The organism is Stenotrophomonas sp. TWI1151, from assembly GCF_039673135.1.
Classification (GTDB): domain Bacteria; phylum Pseudomonadota; class Gammaproteobacteria; order Xanthomonadales; family Xanthomonadaceae; genus Stenotrophomonas.
This window is the reverse complement of sequence record NZ_JBDJLA010000022.1, coordinates 1-25,278: the sequence shown is the minus strand read 5'-3', so window position 1 is coordinate 25,278 and position 25,278 is coordinate 1. Positions and strand designations below refer to the sequence as shown.

21 protein-coding genes are annotated in these 25,278 nt (G+C 66.3%); 20 read left to right on the top strand and 1 reads right to left on the bottom strand.

What is annotated here, in order from left to right:
- Positions 1 to 172 precede the first annotated feature (172 nt).
- The 18 genes from rpsB to ABE422_RS17915 all read left to right on the top strand — a co-directional run bounded on the left by rpsB (position 173) and on the right by ABE422_RS17915 (position 22,397).
- Complete coding sequence (gene rpsB, locus ABE422_RS18000; protein ID WP_313210867.1) at positions 173 to 1,039, top strand: 30S ribosomal protein S2; 867 nt, start codon at positions 173 to 175, stop codon at positions 1,037 to 1,039.
- A gap of 127 nt (positions 1,040 to 1,166) precedes the next feature.
- Positions 1,167 to 2,045, top strand: coding sequence for a translation elongation factor Ts (gene tsf, locus ABE422_RS17995; protein WP_088433310.1), 879 nt, complete (start codon positions 1,167 to 1,169; stop codon positions 2,043 to 2,045).
- A gap of 192 nt (positions 2,046 to 2,237) precedes the next feature.
- Entirely contained in the window at positions 2,238 to 3,737 is a 1,500-nt protein-coding gene (locus tag ABE422_RS17990; RefSeq protein WP_313210863.1) for a GGDEF domain-containing protein, read from the top strand.
- 133 nt (positions 3,738 to 3,870) lie between these two features.
- Positions 3,871 to 4,599 carry a UMP kinase gene (gene pyrH, locus ABE422_RS17985; RefSeq protein WP_123728765.1) on the top strand — a complete coding sequence of 243 codons (729 nt, stop codon included), beginning with the start codon at positions 3,871 to 3,873 and terminating at the stop codon, positions 4,597 to 4,599.
- A gap of 99 nt (positions 4,600 to 4,698) precedes the next feature.
- Positions 4,699 to 5,256 (top strand): ribosome recycling factor, encoded by a 558-nt coding sequence (frr, locus tag ABE422_RS17980; protein ID WP_121041484.1) that lies wholly within the window; start codon positions 4,699 to 4,701, stop codon positions 5,254 to 5,256.
- Between the two features lie 41 nt (positions 5,257 to 5,297).
- The gene (gene uppS, locus ABE422_RS17975; RefSeq protein ID WP_313210858.1) at positions 5,298 to 6,032 is read left to right on the top strand and encodes a polyprenyl diphosphate synthase; all 735 of its coding nucleotides are present in this window, start codon (positions 5,298 to 5,300) and stop codon (positions 6,030 to 6,032) included.
- Positions 6,029 to 6,853, top strand: coding sequence for a phosphatidate cytidylyltransferase (locus ABE422_RS17970; protein ID WP_313217723.1), 825 nt, complete (start codon positions 6,029 to 6,031; stop codon positions 6,851 to 6,853). Before uppS ends, ABE422_RS17970 begins: the two co-directional genes overlap by 4 nt.
- Positions 6,854 to 6,855: 2 nt before the next feature.
- Positions 6,856 to 8,046 carry a 1-deoxy-D-xylulose-5-phosphate reductoisomerase gene (locus tag ABE422_RS17965; protein WP_346464153.1) on the top strand — a complete coding sequence of 397 codons (1,191 nt, stop codon included), beginning with the start codon at positions 6,856 to 6,858 and terminating at the stop codon, positions 8,044 to 8,046.
- A gap of 34 nt (positions 8,047 to 8,080) precedes the next feature.
- A complete protein-coding gene (gene rseP / locus ABE422_RS17960) occupies positions 8,081 to 9,439 on the top strand; it encodes an RIP metalloprotease RseP (RefSeq protein ID WP_346483436.1) in 1,359 nt (452 codons plus the stop codon).
- A gap of 73 nt (positions 9,440 to 9,512) precedes the next feature.
- Complete coding sequence (gene bamA, locus ABE422_RS17955; protein ID WP_313210851.1) at positions 9,513 to 11,879, top strand: outer membrane protein assembly factor BamA; 2,367 nt, start codon at positions 9,513 to 9,515, stop codon at positions 11,877 to 11,879.
- A gap of 573 nt (positions 11,880 to 12,452) precedes the next feature.
- Positions 12,453 to 13,475, top strand: a complete 1,023-nt coding sequence (gene lpxD, locus ABE422_RS17950; protein WP_313210849.1) for a UDP-3-O-(3-hydroxymyristoyl)glucosamine N-acyltransferase — start codon at positions 12,453 to 12,455, stop codon at positions 13,473 to 13,475.
- On the top strand, positions 13,472 to 13,927 hold the full coding sequence (gene fabZ, locus ABE422_RS17945; RefSeq protein WP_019184406.1) for a 3-hydroxyacyl-ACP dehydratase FabZ: 456 nt from the start codon (positions 13,472 to 13,474) through the stop codon (positions 13,925 to 13,927). The genes lpxD and fabZ overlap by 4 nt, the downstream gene beginning before the upstream one ends.
- A gap of 19 nt (positions 13,928 to 13,946) precedes the next feature.
- A complete protein-coding gene (lpxA, locus tag ABE422_RS17940) occupies positions 13,947 to 14,738 on the top strand; it encodes an acyl-ACP--UDP-N-acetylglucosamine O-acyltransferase (RefSeq protein ID WP_313217718.1) in 792 nt (263 codons plus the stop codon).
- Between the two features lie 59 nt (positions 14,739 to 14,797).
- Positions 14,798 to 16,015: a lipid-A-disaccharide synthase gene (gene lpxB, locus ABE422_RS17935; protein ID WP_346483444.1), complete on the top strand. Its 1,218-nt coding sequence runs from the start codon at positions 14,798 to 14,800 to the stop codon at positions 16,013 to 16,015.
- On the top strand, positions 16,012 to 16,674 hold the full coding sequence (locus ABE422_RS17930; RefSeq protein WP_346483435.1) for a ribonuclease HII: 663 nt from the start codon (positions 16,012 to 16,014) through the stop codon (positions 16,672 to 16,674). Before lpxB ends, ABE422_RS17930 begins: the two co-directional genes overlap by 4 nt.
- 162 nt (positions 16,675 to 16,836) lie before the next feature.
- Positions 16,837 to 20,418: a DNA polymerase III subunit alpha gene (gene dnaE, locus ABE422_RS17925; protein ID WP_313217716.1), complete on the top strand. Its 3,582-nt coding sequence runs from the start codon at positions 16,837 to 16,839 to the stop codon at positions 20,416 to 20,418.
- Between the two features lie 51 nt (positions 20,419 to 20,469).
- Positions 20,470 to 21,324: a hypothetical protein gene (locus ABE422_RS17920; protein ID WP_346483443.1), complete on the top strand. Its 855-nt coding sequence runs from the start codon at positions 20,470 to 20,472 to the stop codon at positions 21,322 to 21,324.
- Positions 21,325 to 21,437: 113 nt separating this feature from the next.
- On the top strand, positions 21,438 to 22,397 hold the full coding sequence (locus ABE422_RS17915) for an acetyl-CoA carboxylase carboxyltransferase subunit alpha (protein WP_282263659.1): 960 nt from the start codon (positions 21,438 to 21,440) through the stop codon (positions 22,395 to 22,397).
- Positions 22,398 to 22,494: 97 nt separating this feature from the next.
- Here the strand turns inward: ABE422_RS17915 and ABE422_RS17910 are convergent, their stop codons facing one another.
- Positions 22,495 to 22,950 (bottom strand): CopD family protein, encoded by a 456-nt coding sequence (locus ABE422_RS17910; RefSeq protein ID WP_313210836.1) that lies wholly within the window; start codon positions 22,948 to 22,950, stop codon positions 22,495 to 22,497.
- Positions 22,951 to 23,110: 160 nt separating this feature from the next.
- Between ABE422_RS17910 and ABE422_RS17905 the strand changes: the two genes are divergently transcribed.
- Positions 23,111 to 23,707: a class I SAM-dependent methyltransferase gene (locus ABE422_RS17905; RefSeq protein ID WP_282263656.1), complete on the top strand. Its 597-nt coding sequence runs from the start codon at positions 23,111 to 23,113 to the stop codon at positions 23,705 to 23,707.
- A gap of 57 nt (positions 23,708 to 23,764) precedes the next feature.
- The gene (gene phaZ / locus ABE422_RS17900; protein ID WP_346483434.1) at positions 23,765 to 25,120 is read left to right on the top strand and encodes a polyhydroxyalkanoate depolymerase; all 1,356 of its coding nucleotides are present in this window, start codon (positions 23,765 to 23,767) and stop codon (positions 25,118 to 25,120) included.
- Positions 25,121 to 25,278 lie beyond the last annotated feature (158 nt).

Genomic DNA, 25,278 nt, shown 5'->3' with positions numbered 1-25,278 from the left:
CACCGGACGTCACCGGTGAATCCACACCTGCCGCCCATATCCGTGCCGGGGTGCTCCGCAAGGAGTTCGGTCACGGAAGCGACAGGGAAGCCAAACCCCGGAACCCCCCGCCTCGCGGCGGACCGCCCAACTATTACCCGTGGCGGCCGGTTCCCTATCAGGAGTTACTGCAATGCCCCAGGTCACCATGCGTCAGATGCTGGAAGCCGGCGTCCATTTCGGCCACCAGACCCGTTACTGGAACCCCAAGATGGGCCAGTACATCTTCGGCGCCCGCGGCAAGATCCACATCATCAACCTGGAAAAGACCGTTCCGCTCTTCAATGACGCGATGAACTTCATTTCCAGCGTTGCGCAGAAGCGCGGCACCATCCTGTTCCTGGGCACCAAGCGCAGCGCCCGCGAGTCGATCCGTGAAGAAGCCGAGCGTTGCGGCATGCCCTTCATGAACCAGCGTTGGCTGGGCGGCACCCTGACCAACTTCCGTACCGTGAAGCAGTCGGTTGCCCGTCTGAAGGAACTGGAAGCCGGTGAGACCGACGGCAGCTTCGACAAGCTGGTCAAGCACGAAGTGCTGGGCCTGCGTCGCGAGCGCGACAAGCTGGAAGCCTCGCTGGGCGGCATCAAGGACATGAACCGTCTGCCCGACGCGATCTTCGTCATCGATATCGGCCACGAAGACATCGCCATCAAGGAAGCCAAGAAGCTCGGCATCCCGGTGATCGCCGTGGTTGATACCAACTACAACCCGGAACTGGTCGACTACGCGATCCCGGGCAACGACGACGCCATCCGTGCCGTGCAGCTGTACGCCCGCGCCGCTGCCGACGCCGTGCTGGAAGGCAAGGCTGCTGCGCCGCACGCTGCCACCGTCCGCGAAGAAGAGTTCGCCGACGCTGCCGCCACCGAAGAAGCCAAGCCGGCCCGCCGCGCTCCGGCCAAGAAGGCTGCTGCCGCTCCGGCTGCTCCGGCCGCTGAAGCCCCGGCCGCTGAAGCCCCGGCTGCCGACGCTCCGGCCGCTGGCGAAGCCCAGGCCTGATCCAGGCCCGCGGTGGGCGCAGCGCGCCCACCGCTCCTGTCCGCTGCCGATGGCGCGACGACAGGACACCTGTCACACGGGCCGGCCACCATGCCGGCCCAACCCCTTTCTTTCGTGAGGAAATCCCGTGGAAATCACTGCTTCCCTGGTCAAGGAACTGCGCGAGCGCACTGGCGCCGGCATGATGGAGTGCAAGAAGGCACTCGTCGAAAACGGCGGCAACATCGACGCCTCGGCCGAATGGCTGCGCAAGTCCGGCCTGGCCAAGGCCGACAAGAAGGCTGACCGCGTGGCTGCCGAAGGCATCATCGTGGCGGCCCAGGACGGCGGCAAGGCCGTGCTGGTCGAAGTCAACTCGGAAACCGACTTCGTCGCCAAGGACAGCAACTTCCTGGACTTCACCAAGGCTGTTGCTGCCACCGCGCTGAGCTCGGGCGCTGCCGACATCGACACCCTGAAGGCCGCCAAGCTGCCGTCCGGCGAGACGATCGAAGAAGCCCGCGCTGCCGTCATCGCCAAGGTCGGCGAGAAGGTCGACGTGCGTCGCATCGTGCGCCTGGAATCGACCAACAACGTCGCTGCCTACGTGCACGGCGGCCGCATCGGCGTGCTGGTTGAACTGGCCGGCGGCAACGAAGAACTGGCCCGTGGCCTGGCCATGCACGTGGCTGCCATGAACCCGCCGCACAACAAGGCCGCCGATGTGCCGGCCGAGTTCGTCGCCAAGGAAAAGGAAATCGAACTGGCCAAGATGTCCGACAAGGACAAGTCCAAGCCGGCCGATATCCTGGAAAAGATCATCAGCGGCAAGATCGCCAAGATCGTCAACGAAGTGACCCTGTACGGCCAGCCGTACGTGCTGGACACCAACCAGTCGGTCGAGCAGGTCCTCAAGGCCGCCGGTGCCGACGTGGTCGGCTTCCAGCGCCTGGCGGTCGGCGAAGGCATCGAGAAGGTGGTGGAAGACTACGCCGCCGAAGTGATGAAGCAGGCCGGCCTGGCCTGATCTTCACCGCTCGAATGTGTTACGAAAGAAGCCGCGGACTCCGCGGCTTCTTTTTTTTGTCCATTGGCTTTGCTTTGTGTGCCGGATCAGGGCAATACTCCCAAACTGATCTGCCGCGTCAACGCAAGAAATCAAGGACGAAACTGTGATGTACCTCAGGTATTCTTGCCCCAACACACTGAAAAGCCCGCCATGCCTCCCGAGCTGACAGCCGCCCTGGCGCTCTGCCGCAACCTGCCCTCCCCGCCCGGTATTGCCCTGCGCATCATCGAACTGGCGCAGGATCCGGAAGCGGACATCACCACCGCTGCCGACATCATCGCCATCGACATGGCGCTGAGTGCCCGCATGCTGCGCATCGCCAATTCACCGCTGTATGCCAGCCGCCGACGCATCGAAAACCTCGGCCAGGCACTGACCATGCTCGGCCTGAATGCCACTGTCAGCCTGGCACTGGGCTTCACCGTCACCCAGAACCTGACCGCGGCCGGCGACGGCCAGGACCTGCGCGAGCGCGCGTGGCGCCGCAGCATCCTCAGTGCACTGGCAGCCAGCCTGCTCGGCCAGGCCCGCGGCCTGCGCAAGGCCGAGGAATTGATGCTGGCCGGCCTGCTGCAGGACATCGGCGTACTCGCCCTCGCCCAGGCGCAGCCGGAGACCTATCTCCCGCTGCTGCGCCAGGCGACCGACAACGACGCCCTGGTCGCACTGGAGCGCGAACACCTGCAGTGCAGCCATGCCGATGTCGGCGCGTGGGTGGCCGAAGAATGGGGCCTGCCCCGCTACCTGGTGGACAGCATCGCGCACAGCGAATCGCCCGCTACCGGCGAAGACAATTTCCAGAACTGCGTCGCCCTTTCCGGCGCCGTGGCCGATATCTGGCTCGGCACCGATGCCGATGCCGCGCGCGAACATGCGCTGCAGCTCGTGCACGATACCCTCGGCCTGGACAGCGCCCAGTTCGACCAGGTGCTGGCCCGCATCGGCGAATCGCTGCCGGATATCAGCACCCTGTTCGAAACCCCGCTGTTCTCGCCCTCGCGCGTGCAGCAGCTGATCGACCATGCCCAGGAGCTGGCCACGCTGCGCAACCTGCGCGAGATGCAGGACGCCGCCCTGGCCCGCCAGCGTGCGGATGAATTCGAAGCGCGCGCCAATCGGCTGGCCGAGCAGGCCCACCGCGATGCACTGACCGGCGTGCTCAACCGCCGCCAGCTCGAAGCCGTGCTCGAGCAGGAATTCCTGCGCGCCACCCGCCATGGCTGGCCACTCTCGGTGGCCTTCATCGACCTGGACGATTTCAAGAAGATCAACGATGCCCACGGCCACCTCATGGGTGACCAGGTGTTGCGCATGTTCGCCACGAAGCTGCAGGAGCAGCTGCGCAACAGCGACACGGTGGCCCGTTTCGGCGGCGAGGAATTCATCGCGCTGCTGCCCAATACCACCGAGCCGGTCGCGCTGGAAGTGGTCCGGCGGGTGCTGGCCACGATCGTCAACACGCCGATGGCCGAAGCGGCCAGTGGCCCGTTGTTCGTGACCTTCTCGGCCGGCGTGGCCACCCAGGGGGGCTACGAGCGTTTCGCCGATGTTCAGGACCTGCTCAAAGCCGCCGACGACGTGCTGTACCGCTCCAAGAACCTGGGCCGCAACCGCGTCATCGCGCGCTCGCCCAGTACCGCGCCAGCCTGAGCCCGAGCCGCTCGCGGCGCCGTCATCGCGGCCGCCGCAGTGCCTCCATACGCCGCAGTGCAGCAAATTTATGCTGCCCGATGGCCCGGCTTCCAGTAGAATCCGGGCGTTTTCCACGCACCCAGAGATCGCCATGTCAAAGCTCGCCTATCGCCGCATCCTGTTGAAAGTTTCCGGGGAGGCGCTGATGGGAGACGAGGACTACGGCATCGACCCCAAGGTGATCCACCGCCTCGCCCGTGAGGTGATGGAAGCGCAGGCCGCCGGTGCCGAAGTGGCCCTGGTGATCGGCGGCGGCAACATTTTCCGCGGCGCCGGCCTGGCCGCAGGCGGCATGGACCGGGTCACCGGTGACCAGATGGGCATGCTGGCCACCGTGATCAATGCGCTGGCCATGCAGGACGCCCTGGAGAAGCTGGGCGCCAAGGCCCGCGTGATGAGCGCGATCAAGATCAACGACGTCTGCGAGGATTACATCCGTCGCCGCGCCATCCGCCACCTGGAAAAGGGCCGTCTGGTGATCTTTGCCGCCGGCGTCGGCAGCCCGTTCTTCACCACCGATTCCGGCGCTGCCCTGCGTGCGATCGAGATCGGCGCGGACCTGCTGCTGAAGGCCACCAAGGTCGACGGCGTGTACGACAAGGACCCGAACAAGTACAGCGACGCGGTCCGTTTCGACAGCCTGACCTACGACGAAGTGATCCGCCGCGGGCTGGAAGTGATGGATACGGCCGCCTTCGCGCTGGCCCGCGACAGCGATCTGCCGCTGCGTGTGTTCGACATGGGCCAGCCGGGCGAGCTGCTCAAGATCCTGCACGGCGACAACATCGGCACCCTGGTGCAGGGCCGCGACAACAGCTGAGCCTGAGCGGCGCCCCACACCGGGCGCCCTGAACGGCCCGGCGAAGGCCCTTCTTCGCCTATAATCGCCCGATTCCCAGTTACATCCAGGATTCGGGCGATGCTCAACGAAATCAAGCAGGACGCGCAGACGCGCATGGCAAAGAGCATCGATGCTCTGAAGCACACCCTCACCTCCATCCGCACCGGCCGTGCTTCCCCGGCCCTGCTGGACCGCATCACCGTCAAGGCCTACGGCACCGACACCCCGCTGAACCAGGTCGCCTCGATCAGCGTCTCCGAGGGCCACTCGCTGGTCATCACGCTGTTCGACAAGGGCATGATCAAGGACGTGGAAAAGGCGATCTATGCCTCCGACCTCGGCCTGACCCCGAACGTGGCCGGCACCGTCATCCGCCTGAACCTGCCGCCGCCGACCGAAGAGCGCCGCAAGGAGCTGGGCAAGCAGGTGCAGAAGGAAGGCGAAGGCGCCAAGATCGCCATCCGCAACATCCGCCAGGACGCCAACAAGGCGATCGCCACCCTGATCAAGGACAAGGCGATCAGCGAAGACGACAAGAAGCGCGGCGAAGACGACATCCAGAAGCTGACCGACAAGTCCATCAAGGACGTCGATAGTGTTGTCGCCGAGAAAGAAAAGGAACTGATGGCGGTCTGAGCCCTATGTCCCAGGCCCCGACCAGCAGTTCCGACGCGCCCATGCCGCGCCATGTTGCCATCATCATGGATGGCAACGGGCGCTGGGCGCAGAAGCGTCGTCGCCCGCGCGTGATCGGCCATCGTGCCGGCGCGCGCGCGGTCAACCGCACCATCGAATTCTGCCTCGACCACGGCATCGCCGCGCTGACCCTGTTCGCCTTCTCCAGTGAAAACTGGGGCCGGCCGAGCGATGAGGTCGACGCGCTGATGAAGCTGTTCCTCAATGCCCTCGACCGCGAAGTGGACGAGCTGCACCGGCGCGGCGTGCGTGTGCGCTTCATCGGCGAGCGCGAGCGTTTCGGCGCCGGGCTGGTCAGCCGGATGCAGCTGGCCGAACAGCGCACCGCGGGCAACCGCGCGATGACGCTGAACATCGCCGCCAGCTACGGCGGCCGCCAGGACATCGCCCGCGCCGCGCGCGAACTGGCTGCCGAGGTCGCGGCCGGTCGCCTGCTGCCCGAGCAGATCGACGAAGCGATGCTCAGCAGCCGCGTGGCCCTGGCCGACCTGCCGCCGCCGGACCTGTTCATCCGCACCGGTGGCGATACCCGCATCAGCAATTTCCTGCTCTGGCAGCTGGCCTATACCGAACTGTGGTTCACCGACGTACTGTGGCCCGAGTTCGACGCCGCCGTCCTGCAGCAGGCAATCGATGCCTATGCCTCGCGTGAACGCCGTTTCGGCCTGACCAGCGCCCAGATCGCCGCCTTGGCCACCGAGACCTCTTCCCCATGACCAAGACCCGAGTCATCGCCGCGCTGATCATGGCGCCGGTCGCCATCCTCGCCATCCTGATGCTGCCCACCCAGTGGCTGGCCGCCGCGGCGGCCGCCGTGTTCCTGATCGGCCTGTGGGAATGGCTGAAGCTGGCCGACGTCGAAGACACCCTCGCCCGCACCGTGCTGCTGGTGCTGAATCTGGTGCTGATGGTGCTGATCGTGTGGGCCGATGCCGGCTCGCTGGTGCTGTACCAGATCGCCGCGCTGATCGGCATCGGCTGGTGGCTGATGGCGCTGCTGTGGCTGCGGTTCTTCACCTTCGGCGCCAGCCCGAGCAGCCCGGCGCGTGCGCTCAAGCTGCTGGCCGGCACCCTGGCGATCGTGCCGGCCTGGGCCTCGCTGGTGCTCATCCATGCCAGCGGTGACAACGGCCACCTGTGGCTGCTGACCGCGCTGGCCGTGGTCTGGGCCGCCGATTCGGGCGCCTACTTCGCCGGCCGCACCTTCGGGCGCACCAAGCTGGCCCCGCGGATCAGCCCCAACAAGACCTGGGAAGGCCTGGGTGGCGGCATGGTCGCCGGCCTGATCGTGGCACTGGGCTTCGGCTGGCTGGCCGGTATCGACAGCGGCCACCTGGTCGGCCTGGTGATCACCGCCGTGGTCACCGTGTTCGCGTCGGTGCTGGGCGATCTCTACGAGAGCCTGATCAAGCGCCATGCCGGCGCCAAGGATTCGGGCCATATCATCCCGGGCCATGGCGGCGTGCTCGATCGTATCGACGGCGTTCTCGCCGCCCTGCCGGTGTTCGCACTCGGCAAGGAAATCTTCGGGTTCTAACCATGGCCAGCGCTTCTGCCCCCCGCCGGGTCGCCGTATTCGGCGCCACCGGTTCGATCGGCGCATCCGCGCTGGACGTCATCGCGCGCCATCCGGACCGCTATCAGGTCACCGTGCTGGCCGCCGGCCGCCAGGTCGATGCGCTGGTCGCCCTGTGCGCCGTGCACCGCCCGGCCCATGCGGTGATCGCCGACGAATCGCGGTATGCCGCCCTGCGCGACGGCCTGCGTGACGCCGGCCTGGCCACCCAGCCCCATGCGGGCGCTGCGGCGCTGGACCAGCTGGCCGCCAGCGATGTCTGCGACACCCTGGTCGCTGCCATCGTGGGCGCCGCCGGGCTGTCCTCGACCCTGGCCGCCGCCGCGGCCGGCAAGCGCATCCTGCTGGCCAACAAGGAATCGCTGGTACTGGCCGGCGAACTGCTGATGCGCCAGGCCGCGGCCGCCGGGGCCGAGATCATTCCGATCGACAGTGAGCACAGCGCGATCTTCCAGTGCCTGCGCTCCCGCGATGCGAGCCTCGATGGGGCCGGCGTGCGCCGGATCATCCTGACCGCCTCGGGCGGCCCGTTCCGTGGCCGCAGCCGTGAGCAGCTGGCCCAGGTCACACCGGCCCAGGCCGTGGCCCACCCGAAGTGGTCCATGGGCCCGAAGATCTCGGTGGATTCGGCGACGTTGATGAACAAAGGCCTCGAAGTCATCGAAGCCCACCATCTGTTCGGCGTGCCTGGCGAGCGCATCGACGTGCTGGTCCACCCGCAGAGCCTGGTGCATTCGCTGGTCGAATTCGTCGATGGCTCCACCCTGGCCCAGATGGGCCTGCCGGACATGCGTACCACCCTGGCCGTCGGCCTGGGCTGGCCGCAACGGATCGAATCCGGGGTCGGCGGGCTGGATCTGCTGACCCAGGGGCGGCTGGATTTCGAAGCCCCGGACACCGAGGCCTTCCCGTGCCTGACGCTGGCCTGGCAGGCGATGGCCGCCGGTGGCACCGCCCCGGCGATCCTCAATGCGGCCAATGAAGTCGCGGTTTCAGCGTTTCTTCAGGGGCGGGCAGCTTTCCTTGCCATTCCAGCGCTGGTCGCTAACGCTCTGTCAACACTGTCGAGCGAGTCCGCCGATACACTGGAGGGCCTGCTGACCGCCGATCAGCGCGCCCGCCAGATCACCCAAGCCGCCATCGACCACGCCTGAATGCCCCCTACGCCCCCTTACAGTGCTGATCACCATGGGTGATTTCATCGGATCCGTCTGGTGGATGATCGTCAGCCTTGGCCTGCTGGTGACCTTCCACGAGTTCGGTCACTACTGGGTGGCCCGCCGTTGCGGGATCAAGGTGCTGCGCTTCTGTGTCGGGTTCGGCAAGCCGCTGTGGTCGCGCCGCAACCGGGCCGGCACTGAATTCGCGATCGCCGCCATTCCGCTGGGCGGCTACGTGAAGATGCTGGACGAGCGCGAGGTCGAGGTGCACCCGGCCGAGCGCGGCCAGGCCTTCAACCACAAGACCGTGTGGCAGCGGATCGCGGTGGTCGCCGCCGGTCCGGCCGCCAACCTGATCCTGTGCATCGCCCTGCTGTGGGCGATGTTCGTGATCGGGAAACAGGATTATTCGGCCACCATCGGCCGCACCACCGGCATGTCCCAGACCGCTGGCCTGCAGGCCGGCGACCGTGTGGTCAAGGTCGATGGCCGCAGCGTGGCCACCGCCGGCGAGGCCAGCATGGCGCTGACCACGGCGGCGATGGATCGTCACGATGCCAAGGTCGAGGTCCTCGACGGTCTGGACCAGGTGCGGACCCGCACCCTGCCGCTGTCGCAGCTGCCGGCCGGCTTCGATGAACGCCGCGTGCCCCAGCTGACCGGGTTGAGCTGGCAGTTCTGGCTGCAGCCGGCGCTGGTGGACAAGGTCCTGCCCGACGCAGCCGCCCAGGGCGTGCTGGTGCCGGGCGACCTGATCGTGGCCGTGGACGGCCAGCGTATCGAAGGTGCCGACCAGGTGCCGGCGCAGATCGCCGCGCTCGGCCAGCGTGGCGGCCCCGGCATGATCGATGTCCTGCGCGGCGGCGAGCGGCTGGCGCTGGAGATCACCCCCCGCCAGGGCGTGGACGGCCGTGGCCAGCCGACCTGGCAGATCGGCATCGGTTTCCCGGAGACCCACGCCCCGGCCTACGACGCCGAACTCAAGTTCGGGCCGTTTGCGGCAGTGCCCGTGGCCCTGCGCGAAACCGCCCGGATGGCGGGCGATTCACTGGGGATGATGCGCCGCATCGTCACCGGCAACGCCTCGCTGCAGAACATCTCCGGCCCGGTCACCATTGCCCGGGTCGCCAATGTCTCGGCCAAACGCGGCCTGGACTGGTTCCTGTATTTCCTGGCCCTGCTGTCGCTGAGCCTGTGCATCATCAACCTGTTGCCCATCCCCATCTTGGACGGCGGGCACCTGCTGTATTACCTTATCGAGTTGGTCAAGGGCAGCCCGCTGAGCGAGCGCGCCATGGCTGCCGGGCAGTATGTGGGCCTGGCGCTGCTGGCCGGGCTGATGGGATTGGCGTTCTACAACGACATCCTCGGCCTGGTCCCGCGATGAACTTTTTTCCTTTTGTCGTCGTCTTATGCGCCGGCATCCCGCAATGTTGAAATCGACTCCAACCGGACGTGACATGACGCGACTCCCCAATCGCCGCCTGCTGGCCCTCGCACTCGTTGCCGGTTTCGGCGCGCCCGCCCTGGCGCAGGCAGCCGAGCCCTTCACCGTCAGCGACATCCGCGTGGATGGTCTCCAGCGCATCACCTCCGGTACCGTGTTCACCTACCTGCCGGTGGAACGTGGCGACACCATCACCGACAACAAGGTCGGTGAAACCATCCGTGCGCTGTACAAGACCGGCTTCTTCGAAGACGTCCAGCTCAACCGCCAGGGCGACATCCTCGTGGTCACGGTCAAGGAACGCCCGGCGATCAACAAGTTGACCGTCACCGGCAACAAGGACATCAAGAGCGACCAGCTGCTCAAGGGCCTGAGCGACATCGGCCTGACCGAGGGCGGCACCTTCGACCGCCTGAGCCTGGACCGCGTGACCCAGGAACTGCGCCGCCAGTACAACGACCGTGGCAAGTACAACGTCGACATCACCCCGACGGTGAGCCCGCTGGACCGCAACCGCGTGGACATCGCCATCGCGATCAAGGAAGGCAAGGCCGCCAAGATCCAGCACGTCAACCTGGTCGGCACCGAGAAGTTCCCGGCCAAGGACATCCTGGAAACCTGGGAATCCAAGGAGCACAACTGGGCCTCGTGGTACCGCCGCGATGACCAGTACTCCAAGGAAAAGCTGTCCGGCGATCTGGAAAAGCTCAACGGCTGGTACCTGGACCGCGGCTACGTGGATTTCAGCATCGATTCCACCCAGGTCTCGATCAGTCCCGACAAGCGCGACATGTTCATCACCGCCGGCGTGACCGAGGGTGAGCAGTACAAGATTTCCGAGATCAAGGTCACCGGCGACACCATCCTGCCGCAGGAAGATGTCGAGCGCATGGTGATCCAGAAGTCCGGCGACACGTTCTCGCGTGCGCTGCTGGAATTCAGCTCGGACCAGATCACCAATTCGCTGTCCAACATCGGTTACGCGTTCGCCAAGGTGAACCCGATCCCGACCAGCAACCGTGCCGACCGCACGGTGGCCATCAACATGCAGGTCGTTCCCGGCCCGCGCGTGTCGGTGCGCCGCATCACCTTCAAGGGCAACACCCGCACCTCCGACGAAGTGCTGCGTCGTGAAATGCGCCAGTTCGAGAACAGCTGGTACTCGCAGGCCGCGATCGACCGCTCCAAGATCCGTCTGCAGCGCCTGGGCTACTTCGAATCGGTGGACGTGGAAACGCCGCCGGTCACCGGCAGCAACGACCAGGTCGACGTGGTCTACAACGTCAAGGAAACCACCTCGGGCAGCTTCGTGTTCGGCCTGGGCTATTCGCAGTCCTACGGCATGACCACCTCGGTGCAGCTGTCGCAGAACAACTTCCTCGGCGGCGGCAACCGCGTGTCGGTCGAAGCCTCGCGCAGCAGCTACCTGCAGCGTTACGGCTTCAGCTACACCAACCCGTACTTCACCGATGACGGCGTCTCGCTGGGCTACAACCTGTCCTGGCGCGAACTGGATTACTCCGACTTCAACACCGCGCAGTACAACAGCACCAACGGTGCCGCGCAGGTGGTGTTCGGCGTGCCGATCACCGAGAACGACACCGTCTCGCTGATGGTGGGCATCGACAGCAACCAGATCACCACCTACCAGGGCTCGACCCCGCAGGCGATCATCGATTACATCGATGCCATCGGCCAGCGCACGTTCCATTCCTGGCGCACCGAGCTGGGTTGGGCGCGCGATACCCGCAACGACTACTTCATGCCGACCCGCGGTACCTACCAGCGCGTCGGCCTGGAAACCACGCTGCCGGGTTCGACCGTCGAGTACTACAAGCTGAACTATCAGTTCTCCAAGTACTGGCCGATCATCCCGCAGCTGGTCATCAACACCCGCGCCGAAGTGGGTTACGGCGACAGCTACGGCAATGACACCACCCGCGTGATCACCAACCCGGATGGCAGCACCCGCGTGGTGACCGCCTCGGGCCTGCCGTTCTACGAGAACTTCTACGCCGGTGGTACCAACTCGGTGCGTGGTTTCGAGGACAACACCCTTGGCCCGCGTTCGGAACCGACCCTGAGCTACAACCGCGGCCAGCCGCTGGGTGGCTCGCTGAAGACCGTCGGTTCGGTGGAAGCCTACTTCCCGCGCCTGTTCGACAGCCCCTCGGCCCGCATCTCGGCCTTCGTGGACTTCGGCAACGTGTACACGGGCGTAGACAACTTCAAGGCCAACGAACTGCGCGTGTCCACCGGTGTGGCCCTGCTGTGGCGCGCCCCGGTCGGCCCGATCTCGATCAGCTACGCCTTCCCGTTGAAGAAGGAAGATGGCGACGAAGTCGAGCGTCTGCAATTTACGTTTGGCGGTCAGTTCTGACGAACTGCTTCGCAGTTCGTCCGCGCATTCCACCTCATCCCCGCGCCTTCGGCGCGCCCCCTTCAACAGAAGGGGGCTCTCCAACAGACGCGGTACGCATTCGCCGGGCATTGCCCGGCGTTTTCGTTTTGGGGGTGTGACCGATCGTTGCTCAATGCCGATTTGGGGTGTGACCGATCGTTGCTCAATGCCGATTTGGGGTGGGACCGATCGTTGCTCAATGCCGATTTGGGGTGGGACCGCTCCTTGGTCCGTGCCGATTTTGGTAGGTACCGACCGTTGGTCGGTACGAACCTCCGGGATCAACGAGCGCCGGCCAGCGGCCGGCACTACCATCCGCGCTCGCATGACACTGTCGGGAGGCGTGGCGGGTAGTACCGACCGTCGGTTGGTGCCGATTTTGGTAGGTACCGACCGTTGGTCGGTACGAACCTCCGGGATCAACGAGAGCCGGCCAGCGGCCGGCACTACCATCCGCGCTCGCATGACACTGTCGGGAGCCGCAACAAACCGACCCACCCCAAAACCCCCGCCCCGCATGACCGTTTCGGCAGCACACGGTAAACTCCCCCGGTGAACACTCCTACCTATACCGCCCAGCAACTCGCCGAGCAGTTTGGCCTGCAGGTCCATGGTGATGGCAGCACCGCCATCCATGGCGTGGCTACGCTCGCCCATGCCGGCCCCGGCCAGCTCACCTTCCTGGCCAATCCGCGCTACCGCGCGCAGCTGGCCGACAGCCAGGCGGCCATCGTCGTGCTGCGCGCCGAGGATGCCGAGGCCGCGCCCGGCGCCGCCCTGGTCGCCAAGGACCCGTACACCACGTTCGCCAAGATCGCCGCCCTGTTCGACATCGCACCGCCGCGCGCCCCGGGCATCCACCCCAGCGCCTGCATCGATCCGGACGCCCAGGTCGCCGCCAGCGCCCACATCGGGCCGTTCGTCACCATCGGCGCGCGCAGCGTCGTCGGTGAGAACTGCATCGTCGGCCCCGGCAGCATCATCGGCGAAGACTGCACCCTGGATACCGGCTGCGAACTGATCGCCCGCGTCACCCTGGTCACCCGCGTCAAGCTCGGCAAGCGCGTGCGCATCCATCCCGGCGCCGTGCTGGGTGCCGATGGCTTCGGCCTGGCCATGGATGCCGGCCACTGGATCAAAGTGCCCCAGCTCGGCGGCGTGCGCATCGGCGACGACTGCGAAATCGGCGCCAACACCTGCGTGGATCGCGGCGCGCTGGAAGACACCGTGCTCGAAAACGACGTGCGCCTGGACAACCTCGTGCAGGTCGCCCACAACGTCCAGATCGGCGCCCACTCGGCCATCGCCGGCTGCACCGGCATCGCCGGCAGCGCCAAGATCGGCCGCTACTGCCTGCTGGGCGGCGCCGTCGGCGTCGTCGGTCACCTCGAAATCTGCGACAAGGTCGTCATCACCGGCAAATCGGTGGTGCGCAACTCCATTCATGAGCCGGGCGAGTATTCCTCCGGCACCCCACTGACCGACAACCGCACGTGGCGTAAAAATGCCGCGCGCTTCAAGCAGCTCGATGCGCTCGCCCGGCGCATCCTGTCTGTGAGCAAGGAGAAGGAATGAGCAACAACCAGAATCTGCCGGACATCAACCAGATCCAGCAGTTGATCCCGCACCGCTATCCGTTCCTGCTGGTGGACAAGGTGATCTCGCTCGATTTCGAGAACCGGAAGATCGTCGCCACCAAGAACGTCAGCATCAACGAGCCGTTCTTCCAGGGCCACTTCCCGGGCCAGCCGATCATGCCCGGCGTGCTGATCATCGAAGCCATGGCCCAGGCCGGCGGCGTGCTCACCCAGCTCACCCTGGGCCGCGATGCGCAGTCCAAGCTGTTCTACATGGTCAAGGTCGACAAGGCGCGCTTCAGCAAGCAGGTCGTGCCCGGCGACGTGCTGGAAATGCACGTGGAGATCAAGCGCGTGATCCGCAACATGGCGGTGTACGACTGTGTGGCCAAGGTCGATGGCGAAATCGTCGCCTGCGCCGAAGTGCTGTGCGCCGGCACCCGCGAATGATCCAGGCAGGAGATCTGCAATGACTGACAACGCCCCTCTCATCCACCCCACCGCGGTCATCGACCCGTCGGCGACGCTGGCTGCGGATGTGCGCGTGGGTGCGTTCTGCCTGATCGGTGCGGACGTGGAGATCGGTGCCGGCACCGAGATCGGTCCGCACTGCTCGATCCACGGCCCGACCCGGATCGGCCGCAACAACCGTTTCATCGGCCATGCCGCGATCGGTGGCGAGCCGCAGGACAAAAAGTACAAGGCCGAACGCACGGAACTGGTAATCGGCGATGACAACGTCATCCGCGAATTCGTCACCATCAACCGCGGCACCGCCGGTGGCGGTGGCATCACCACGGTCGGCAACGACAACTGGATGCTGGCCTACACCCACGTGGCGCATGACTGCCACGTCGGCAACCACTGCGTGTTCTCCAACAACACCACGCTGGCCGGCCACGTCACCGTGGGCGATTACGTGATCATCAGCGGCTTCGCCGGTGCGCATCAGTTCTGCCGCATCGGTGCCCACGCCTTCCTCGGCATGGGCGCGCTGACCAACGGCGACGTTCCGCCGTTCACCATGGTCGGCAGCGATAGCCTGGGCCGCCCGCGCGGCATCAACAGCGAAGGCCTCAAGCGCCGCGGCTTCGATGCCGAGCGCATCGCCAGCATCAAGCGCGCCTACCGCACGCTGTACGTGGCCGGCCTGCCGCTGGCCGAAGCCAAGGTGCAGCTGGCCGAGCAGGCCACCCACAGCGCCGACGTGAAGGACCTGCTGGACTTCATCGAAAGCGCCGAGAGGCCCCTGCTGCGATGACGGCTCCAGGCGGGCACACCCCGGGCATGACGACCGCCGAGATCATTCCACTCGCTGCGATGGCCACCAGCGTTGAACAGACGCTGGCCGTGCGCACCTCCGAGCGCCCGGTGCGGATCGCCCTGGTCGCCGGTGAAGCCTCGGGCGACCTGCTCGGTGCCAGCCTGATCCGCGAATTGCGCCTGCGCTTCCCGAATGCCGAGTTTGCCGGCATCGGCGGCGATGCCATGCGCAGCGCCGGCTGCCAGACCTGGTTCGACGCCAGCGAACTGGCGGTGATGGGCCTGACCGAAATCCTGCGCCACCTGCCGCGCCTGCTCAAACTGCGCCGCGAGTTCCGCGCGCGTGCGCTGGAGTGGCAGCCGGACGTGTTCATCGGCATCGACGCGCCCGACTTCAACCTCGGCGTCGAGCGCTGGCTGAAGGAGCGCGGCGTCCGCACCGTCCATTACGTCAGCCCCTCCGTCTGGGCCTGGCGCGAGAAGCGCGCCGAGAAGATCGGGGCCAGCGCCGACCTGGTGCTGTGCCTGTTCCCGATGGAACCGCCGATCTACGCCAAGCACGGCATCGACGCCCGCTTCGTGGGCCATCCGATGGCCGATGACATCCCGCTGCACAATGATCGCGAACAGGCGCGTGCCGAGCTCGGCCTGCCCTCCAACGCGAAGGTGCTGGCGGTACTGCCCGGCAGCCGCCTGGGGGAAATCGGCAAGCTCGGCGAACCGTTCTTCGAAGCGGCCTGGCAGGTCTCCGAACGCATCCCCGGCCTGCACGTGGTGGTTCCGGCCGCCAACGCCGCCTGCCGCCAATTGATCAGCGAGCAACTCTCCGCCTCGGCGCTGCCGGTTGCGCATTCGCACCTGCTCGACGGCAACGCGCGCACCGCGATGATCGCCGCCGACGTGGTCGTGCTCGCCTCCGGTACCGCCACCCTTGAGACGATGCTGGTCAAACGCCCGATGGTGGTCGGCTACCGCGTGGCCGAACTCACCTACCGCATCGTCAAGGCGCTGGGCCTGCTCAAGGTCGACCGCTTCGCCCTGCCCAACATCCTCGCCGGCAAGGACCTTGCCCCGGAGCTGATGCAGCACGACTGCACCCCGGACAAACTGGCCGCCGCCATCCTGCAGTGGTTCGACCACCCCCAGCGCGTGATCGACCTGCAGGACACCTACGAGCGCCTGCACCTGCAATTGCGGCGCGATGCCTCCGCCCGTGCCGCCGACGCCGTCACCGATCTGCTCGAACGCGGCCCCCACCACGGCCGCGCCGCATGAGCCGACGCCACGCCGCAGCCGCCTCCCTGGCCCTGTTCGACGGCGCCGCCCTGGCCACTGTCGCCCCGCGCTACGTGGCCGGCGTGGACGAAGCCGGCCGTGGCCCGCTGGCCGGCCCCGTGGCCGTCGCCGCCGTGGTGTTCTGCCCCGACCGCCCACGCCTCAACGGCCTGGACGACTCCAAGCAGCTCACCGCGGCCCGCCGCGACCAGCTCTACGACAAGATCCTCGACCGTGCCCTGGCCTGGCACGTGGTGATGGTGGACGTCGGCGAAATCGACGCCCTCAACATCTACCAGGCCACGATGCTCGGCATGCGCCGCGCCGTCGAAGGCGTCGCCCACGTCGCCCAGTTCGCCCGCATCGACGGCAACGTCGTCCCCAAAGGCCTGCCCTGCCCGGCCCAGGCCCTGATCGGCGGCGACGCCCTCGACCGCGCCATCATGGCCGCCTCGATCCTCGCCAAAGTCAGCCGCGACCGCTTCATGCAGACCCTGCACGACGCCCACCCCGAATACGGCTTCGACCAGCACAAAGGCTACGGCACCCCCGCCCACCTGGCCGCCCTGCGCAACCACGGCCCCTGCCCCCAGCACCGCCGCAGCTTCGCCCCCGTGCGCGCGTGCCTGGAACCCGACCGCAGCAGCGTTCCCGCCTGAGTGATGCCGTTGCCGGGCACCGCCCCGCACGGCTGCAGCGCATGACGGGTGCCACGGGAAACCTGAACCCCAGCGTCAACCCGCGCCCCCGCAACACCCCTGTCAAGCCTTGTTAGCGACCACCGCCACCGCTACCCTGACCGGGCATCACATTGGTTCGGCATGTCCACTTCCCGTTTCGTACATCTCCACGTCCACACCGAATTTTCGCTGGCGGATTCGACCATCCGTGTCCCGGCGAAGCCGGATCAGGCTGACCCGAAGAAAGCCAAGCAGGCCAACCTGCTCAGCCGCGCGGTCGAACTGAAGCTGCCCGCGCTGGCAGTGACGGATCTCAACAACCTGTTCGCGCTGGTCAAGTTCTACAAAGCCGCCGAAACCGTGGGCATCAAGCCCATCGCCGGCGCGGACATCATGATCGCCGAAGAAGGCATGACGCCCTGGCGCATGACCCTGCTCTGCCGCGACCGCGAAGGCTACCTCAGCCTCTCCCGGCTGCTGACCCGCGCCTGGATGGAAGGCCATCGCCCCGAAGGCGGCGTCGCCGTCCACCCGGAGTGGCTCAAAGCCGGCTGCCACAACCTGTTCGCACTGGCCGGCCGCGACAGTCTCGCCGGTCGCCTCGCCGGCGACGGCCGCCACGATCTGGCCGAGCAACAGCTCGCCGACTGGCAGCGCGTGTTCGGTGACGGCCTGCACCTGGAGCTGACCCGCACCGGCCGCGATGGCGAAGAAGCCTTCAACCAGTTCGCCCTGCAGGCCGCCGGCCAGCGCGGCCTGCCGGTGATCGCCAGCAACGATGTGCGCTTCCTGCAGCCGGAAGACTTCAGCGCCCACGAAGCGCGCGTGTGCATTTCATCCGGCCGCGTGCTGGACGATCCCAAACGCCCGCGCGATTACAGCGACCAGCAGTACCTCAAGTCCGCCGAGGACATGTGCGCGCTGTTCGCCGACATTCCCGACGCGATCGACAACACCCTGGCGCTGGCCGAACGCTGCAACATCGAGATGCGGCTGGGCACCTACTTCCTGCCCAACTATCCGGTCCCCGAAGAGGAAACCCTCGACAGCTGGATCTGCAGCGAATCGCGCAAGGGCCTGGAAGCACGCCTCGAAAAGAACCCGCTGGCACCGGGCAAGACCCGCGCCGATTACTTCGAGCGCCTCGAATTCGAACTGGCGACCATCATCAAGATGGGGTTCCCCGGCTACTTCCTGATCGTGGCCGACTTCATCCAGTGGGGGAAGAACCAGGGCATTCCGATCGGGCCCGGCCGTGGTTCCGGTGCCGGCTCGCTGGTGGCCTGGGCGCTGCAGATCACCGATCTGGATCCGATCCCGTACAACCTGCTGTTCGAGCGGTTCCTCAACCCCGAACGCGTGTCGATGCCCGACTTCGACATCGACTTCTGCATGGACCGCCGCGATGAGGTCATCGACTACGTCGCGCGCAAGTACGGACGCGACCGCGTCAGCCAGATCATCACCTACGGCACCATGGCGGCCAAGGCCGTTGTGCGCGATTCCGGCCGCGTGCTCGGCTTCCCGTACGGTCTGGTCGACGGCGTCTCCAAGCTGATCCCGAACATCCTGGGCATCTCGCTCAAGGATGCGATGGGCGAAGGCAAGGATTCGGAAATGGCCTCGCCGGAGCTGATCCAGCGCTACCAGAACGAAGACGACGTCCGCGACCTGATCGACCTGGCGCGCCAGCTCGAAGACCTCACCCGCAACGCCGGCAAGCATGCCGGTGGCGTGGTGATCGCACCGGAACCGCTGGCCGAATTCTGCCCGCTGTTCGCCGAACATGACGAAGGCGGCCGCGGCCGCAACCCGGTCACCCAGTTCGACAAGAACGACGTCGAAGAAATCGGCCTGGTGAAGTTCGACTTCCTCGGCCTGCGCACGCTGACGATCATCGACTGGGCGGTCAAGGCGATCAACAAGCGCCATGAGCGCGCCGGCATTCCGCCGGTGGACATCACCGCGCTGCCGCTGGATGACGTGGCCACCTACAAGGACATCTTCGCCAACGGCAATACCGGCGCGGTGTTCCAGTTCGAATCCTCGGGCATGCGCCGCCTGCTGAAAGACGCACGCCCTGACCGCTTCGAAGATCTCATCGCGCTGGTGTCGCTGTACCGCCCCGGCCCGATGGACCTGATCCCCTCCTTCAACGCGCGTAAGCACGGGCAGGAAGAAATCATCTATCCCGATCCGCGCACCGAAGCGATCCTGAAAGACACCTACGGCATCATGGTGTACCAGGAGCAGGTGATGCAGATGGCGCAGATCGTCGGCGGATACTCGCTGGGCGGCGCCGATCTGCTGCGCCGTGCGATGGGCAAGAAGGTGCCGGCCGAAATGGCCAAGCACCGCGAGATCTTCCGCGAAGGCGCGGCCAAGGACGGTGTCGTCGAAGCCAAGGCCGACGCGATCTTCGACCTGATGGAGAAGTTCGCCGGCTACGGCTTCAACAAGTCGCACGCCGCTGCCTACGCGCTGGTCAGCTATCAGACCGCCTGGCTCAAGCGTCATTACCCGGCCGAGTTCATGGCCGCGACGCTGTCCTCGGACATGGACAACACCGACAAGGTGGTCGGCTTCCTCGCCGAAGTGCGCAACCTCGGCCTGACCGTGCTGCCGCCGCGCGTGAACGAATCGGCGTACATGTTCGAAGCCTCCAGCGCCGACACCATCGTGTACGGCCTGGGCGCGATCAAGGGCGTCGGCCAGGGCGCGTGCGAAGCGATCGTGGAAGAACGCCAGCGTGGCGGCCGCTATGCGTCGCTGCTGGATTTCTGCATGCGTGCCGAATCGGGCAAGCTCAACCGCCGCACGCTGGAAGCGATGATCAACTGCGGCGCGATGGACGGGCTCGGCAAGAACCGCGCCTCGCTGATGCTGCAGCTGCCCGAGGTCCTCAAGGCCACGGACCAGATGGCGCGCGAAAAGGCCTCCGGCCAGAACTCGCTGTTCGGCGCACCCGATCCGGTCAGCACGGCGATGCAGCTGGAGCTGCCCGAAGCCAAGGAGTGGGCGCTGGGCCAGCTGCTGGAAGGCGAGCGCGAAACGCTGGGCTTCTACCTCAGTGGCCATCCGTTCGATCCCTACGCCGACGACGTCAAGGAACTGGTCGGCACCGACCTGGGCAAGCTCGAAAAGCTGATCCCGCCGGCACGCCCGAGCAAGGACGGAGAGAAGCGTGCCTGGCGCCAGGAAACGCCGGTGATCCTGGCCGGCCTGGTGGTCGGCGTGCGCCGCAAGGGCGAAAGCCAGATCTTCATGCAGCTCGAAGACGGCAAGGGTCGCGTGGAATGCAGCGCCTTCACCGATGGCCTGGCCGAGTTCGGCCACCTGATGACCAAGGACCGCATCCTGGTGGTCAAGGGCGGCCTGCGCGAAGACGAGTTCAACGGCGGCTACGCACTGCGCATCCGCCAGGTCTGGGATTACGAAGACATCTGCGCCAACTACGCCACGCGCCTGTCGCTGCGGGTGGACCTGCGCCAGGACGGCGCGGTGTGGAACCGCATCAACGCCCTGCTCGACCGGCATCGCCCGGGCCGCACACCGCTGCGCCTGGACCTGCTGCTCGGTTCGGAGCAGGGCCCCGTGGCCGGCATGCTCGACGTTGCCGGCGAGATCGCCGTGCGCGTGGACAGCCAACTGGTCGACGCCCTGCGCGCCGATCCCGCGGTCCGCACGGTGAAAGTGCGCTACAGCCCACCGTGGGCGAACTGATCCTTTTTTCTGTTGCAACACAGGTGTTTTGTTTTGATCAAGCGTTTTGCCGTGCTGCTGAGTGCAGCCGTCACCCTCACCGGCTGTGCCGGCCCCGCCCAGACCTTCGAGATCGACAACCCGGGCGCCACGCCGCTGACCCTGCGCATCGACGGCAACGAACTGCCGATCGCCGCGCACGCCTCGCGCCCGGTCAAGCTCAAGCCCGGTGAGCATCACCTGCAGACCGATCAGCTCGGCGACGTGCGCTTCATCGTCTACGCCAGCGGCAAGGGCGGGTTGATCAACCCGACCCTGGCCGAGTACGTGATCGCCAACGAGATCTACGTCACCAGCGAAGACAAGCTGCAGAACTTCGGCAGCCTGGACAAGCAGATCGAGCTGGGCGGAGTGACCTTCCAAGGGCCGTACCAGAGCACCCACGACCTGTTCATCGACAAGGCGTGGAGCTTCGGCGTCCGCGAGCCGTTCCCGGAGGTGCAGACCGTGGCCCACGTGGACGCCAGCGGCGGCCGTATCAACGCCAAGATCTTCACCGCCCCGGATTTCATCGCCTACGTCGAAGCAGGCATGGGCCAGCCCGGTGCTTACGCACGCCAGCAGCCCCAGGGCTACGTCGCGCCCGCCTACGCGCTGGAAGCCGCCCCGACCGCATTGCCCGCGCTGGACCCGGCCTTCGAGGCCCATGCCGGCCCGCTGCGCGAGCTGTACACCCGCTACCTGCATGCCACCACCGCAGATGCGCAGCTGCAGCTCCAGCAGGAGGCCTTCCAGGCGCAGATGGCGTTCACCGCCGCCACCGCGCGGCTGGGCTCGGGTCTGCCCAAGGAGGCCAACGAGGGCTACAACACCTTCGTGAAGACCCGCAGCACGCTGATGGGCAGCGCGGCGCTGGTCGTCCCCTGAGCTGACTGGCGCGCCTGGCCCCGCTGCGCTACCGTCGGTTTCCAGACGACGGCGTACGGGGCTTTTCGGCGCATTCGGCTACACTTTCCCTCTTTTCTTCACGACGGTTTCCGATGAATCCGAACTACCTCGACTTCGAGCAACCCATCGCTGATCTGGAGGCGAAGATCCAGGAACTGCGCAGCGCCAGCGCCGGACCTGCGGTCAATGTCGAGGCCGAGGTCAATGCCCTGCAGGACAAGCTGCGGGTGCGCACTGCACAGATCTTCCGCAACCTGACCTCCTGGCAGGTGCTGCAGCTGGCCCGGCATCCGTCCCGCCCGTATACCGAGGACTACATCCGCATCATCTGCGATGAGTTCCAGGAACTGGCCGGCGACCGCGCGTTCGCCGACGACAAGGCGATCATCGGCGGCCTGGCCCGCATCGGTGGCCGCTCGGTGATGCTGATCGGCCATCAGAAGGGCCGCGACACCAAGGAAAAGATCAAGCGCAACTTCGGCATGCCCAAGCCGGAGGGCTACCGCAAGGCGCTGCGCCTGATGAAGATGGCCGAACGCTTCGGCCTGCCGGTGTTGACCCTGATCGACACCGCCGGCGCCTGGCCGGGCATCGATGCCGAATCGCGCGGCCAGTCCGAAGCGATCGCACGCAACCTGATGGAAATGGCCGAACTGAAGGTGCCGGTGGTCTGCACGGTGATCGGTGAAGGCGGTTCGGGTGGCGCACTGGCACTGGGTGTGGGCGACCGCACCGTGATGCTGGAGTACAGCGTGTACTCGACCATCAGCCCGGAAGGCTGCGCCTCGATCCTGTGGAAGGACCCGGCCAAGGCCAAGGACGCCGCCGAACAGCTCGGCCTGACCGCCCCGCGCCTGAAGAGCCTGGGCTTGGTGGACAAGGTCCTGCGCGAGCCCACCGGTGGCGCCCACCGCAACCCGAACCAGATGGCCAAGCGCCTCAAGGCCGTGCTGCTCAACGAGCTGGACGTGCTGGAGAAACTGCCGGTCGATGAGCTGCTGCAGAAGCGCTACGAGCGCCTGCGCAGCTACGGGACCTACGAAGTGGCCTGATCAGGCTGCGGCGCAGACGAAAAAGCCGGACGCGCAGGCGTCCGGCTTTTTTTCTGGACGGTGGGTGGTGCCGGCGGCCAGAATCGTCGTGGATCGCTCAGAACGGCTTGGCGATCACCAGCCACACCACGCCGATGAACAGCACCAGCGGCAATTCGTTGAACCAGCGCAGCGCACGCGAGGACGGCAGCAGCTTGCCTTTCACCGCGCCTTTCAGCAGCCGCCCGGTCCACGAGTAATAGAACAGCAGCAGCACCACCAGGCCGAGCTTGGCATGCAGCCAGCCCGCCGCACCGGGCGCGACCATGGTCGGGAAATCCGGAATCACGCGGTAGCCCAGCCACAGCACCACGCCCAGGATCAGCGCGAGGCCGAACATCATGTGGCCGAACTTGTACAGGCGCAGGCCCATCAGCTGCAGCCGCTCGGTCACCGGCAGCTGGCCGGCCGTCTCGCTGAGGTTGACCAGGATCCGGGGCAGATAGAACACCGCCGCCATCCACGCCACCACGAACAACAGGTGGAAGGTCTTGACCCAGTAGTAGGACTGCATGTGCTTGCTCCGGCGGCTGGCATGGGTTGGCCGCCATTCTCGCATGCCCGGCACGGCCACCCGATGGGTGGCGGGCGCGACCCATCGCCACACCTCCCCTACGCATCCACGCGCGCCACACCGTACGATAAGCGCCGCTTTCACCCACGTGCACATCCCCATGGACAAAACCTACGACGCCGCCTACTTCCAGCGCTGGTACCAGCCTGACCAGACCGGTGGCGCCGCGCGCCTGGCGCGCAAGGTGGCGCTCGCCGTGGCCAGCGCCGAGTACTACCTGGAACGCCCGATCCGCAGCGTGCTCGATATCGGCTGTGGCGAAGGCGCTTGGCGTGCCCCGCTGCTCAAACTGCGCCCCCGCGTGCAGTACCTGGGCTTCGACAGCAGCGATTACGCCGTCCACCGCTACGGCCGCAGCCGCAATCTGCACCCGGCCAAGGTCGGCGATTTCGCCTGGCTGCGCCCGTGCGCACCGGTCGATCTGCTGATCTGCTCGGACGTGATGCATTACGTGCCCAGCCGCGAGCTGCGCCCGGCACTGGAAGGCTTTGCCGAACTGACCGCCGGCGTGGCTTTCCTGGAGGCGTTCACCGCCGAGGATGACTTCGATGGCGACCACGAAGGCTTCCAGCCGCGCCCGGCGCGCTGGTACCGCAGCCAGCTCAAGCGGGTTGGCTTCACCGCCCTGGGCTCGCACTGCTGGCTGTCACCCGCACTGGCCGGGCACGCGGCTGCGCTGGAACGCGGCACGCCTTGAGTCTCGATAACAATTGAGACAGCACCCGCATTAACCCGCCCGCGCGACGGGTGCGCTATGCTGCGCGGCAACATAAGACCATACATATTGGACGTCATGCTATATCAGCTGCATGAGTTGACCCGCAACCTGCTCGCCCCGTGGGTGCACCAGGCCCAGGCCAACGCGAAGTTCTTCGCCAATCAAGGTCATTGGTGGTCGCAGATGCCCGGCGCGGATCGCCTGGCCGCTGTGAACGAGCTGTTCCACCGCATTGGCAAGGATTACGAGAAGCCCGAATGGGGCATCAACGAAATCGACGTCGAGGGCGAGCGCGTGCCGATCGTCGTCCACGAAGAGATCAGCAAGCCGTTTTGCAAACTGCTGCGCTTCAAGCGCCACAGCAATGAAGCCGACCAGCTGCACACCATGCTCAACCAGCCGTTCGTGCTGGTGGTGGCGCCGTTGTCCGGCCACCACGCCACGCTGCTGCGCGATACCGTGCGCACCCTGCTGCGCGATCACCGCGTGTACGTGACCGACTGGGTCGATGCGCGCATGGTGCCGGGCAGCGAAGGCGAGTTCGGGCTGGAGGATTACATCGCCTATGTGCAGGAATTCATCCGCCACCTCGGTGCGGAAAAGCTGCATGTGATCAGCGTCTGCCAGCCGACCGTGCCGGTACTGGCCGCCGTCTCGCTGATGGCCAGCCGTGGCGAAACCACGCCGCGGTCGCTGGTGATGATGGGCGGCCCGATCGATGCGCGCTGCAGCCCGACCGCGGTCAACAACCTGGCCACGCAGAACCCGATGTCGTGGTTCGAGAACAACGTCATCCACACCGTGCCGGCCACCTTCCCGGGCGCGGGCCGCCGCGTGTACCCGGGCTTCCTGCAGCACGCCGGGTTCCTGTCGATGAACCCGAGCCGCCACTTCAGTTCGCACTGGGATTTCTATGCCGACCTGGTCAAGGGCGACATGGAAGATGCCGACGCGCACCGTCGTTTCTACGACGAGTACAACGCGGTGCTCGACATGCCGGCCAAGTACTACCTGGACACGATCCGCGTGGTCTTCCAGGAATTCCTGCTGCCGCGCGGCGAGTGGTACGTGCAGGGTGAACGCGTGGATCCCAGCGCGATCACCGGCACCGCACTGCTGAGCATCGAAGGCGAGCTGGACGATATCGCCGGCCTCGGCCAGACCGAAGCGGCGCAGGACCTGTGCACCGGCATTCCGGCCGCGCATCGCGAGCATTTCATCGTCGAAGCCGCTGGCCACTACGGCATTTTCAGCGGCCGCCGCTGGCGCGAAACGGTCTACCCCAAGGTGCGCGATTTCTTCGCGGCCCATGCGCAGACCGTGGCCAGCAAGCCGAAGAAGGCCGCAAAGATCGCGAGCAACGTGACGCCGTTGCGCCGTAAAGCGGGCTGACGCCAACGCGATATGCGGTAGTGCCGGCCGCTGGCCGGCTCCACGCAACGCAGAACGAAACCAGGTAGTGCCGGCCGCTGGCCGGCTCCACGCAACGCAGAACGAAACCAGGTAGTGCCGGCCGCTGGCCGGCTGCGCTTTCATCCAGCAGCTTGGGG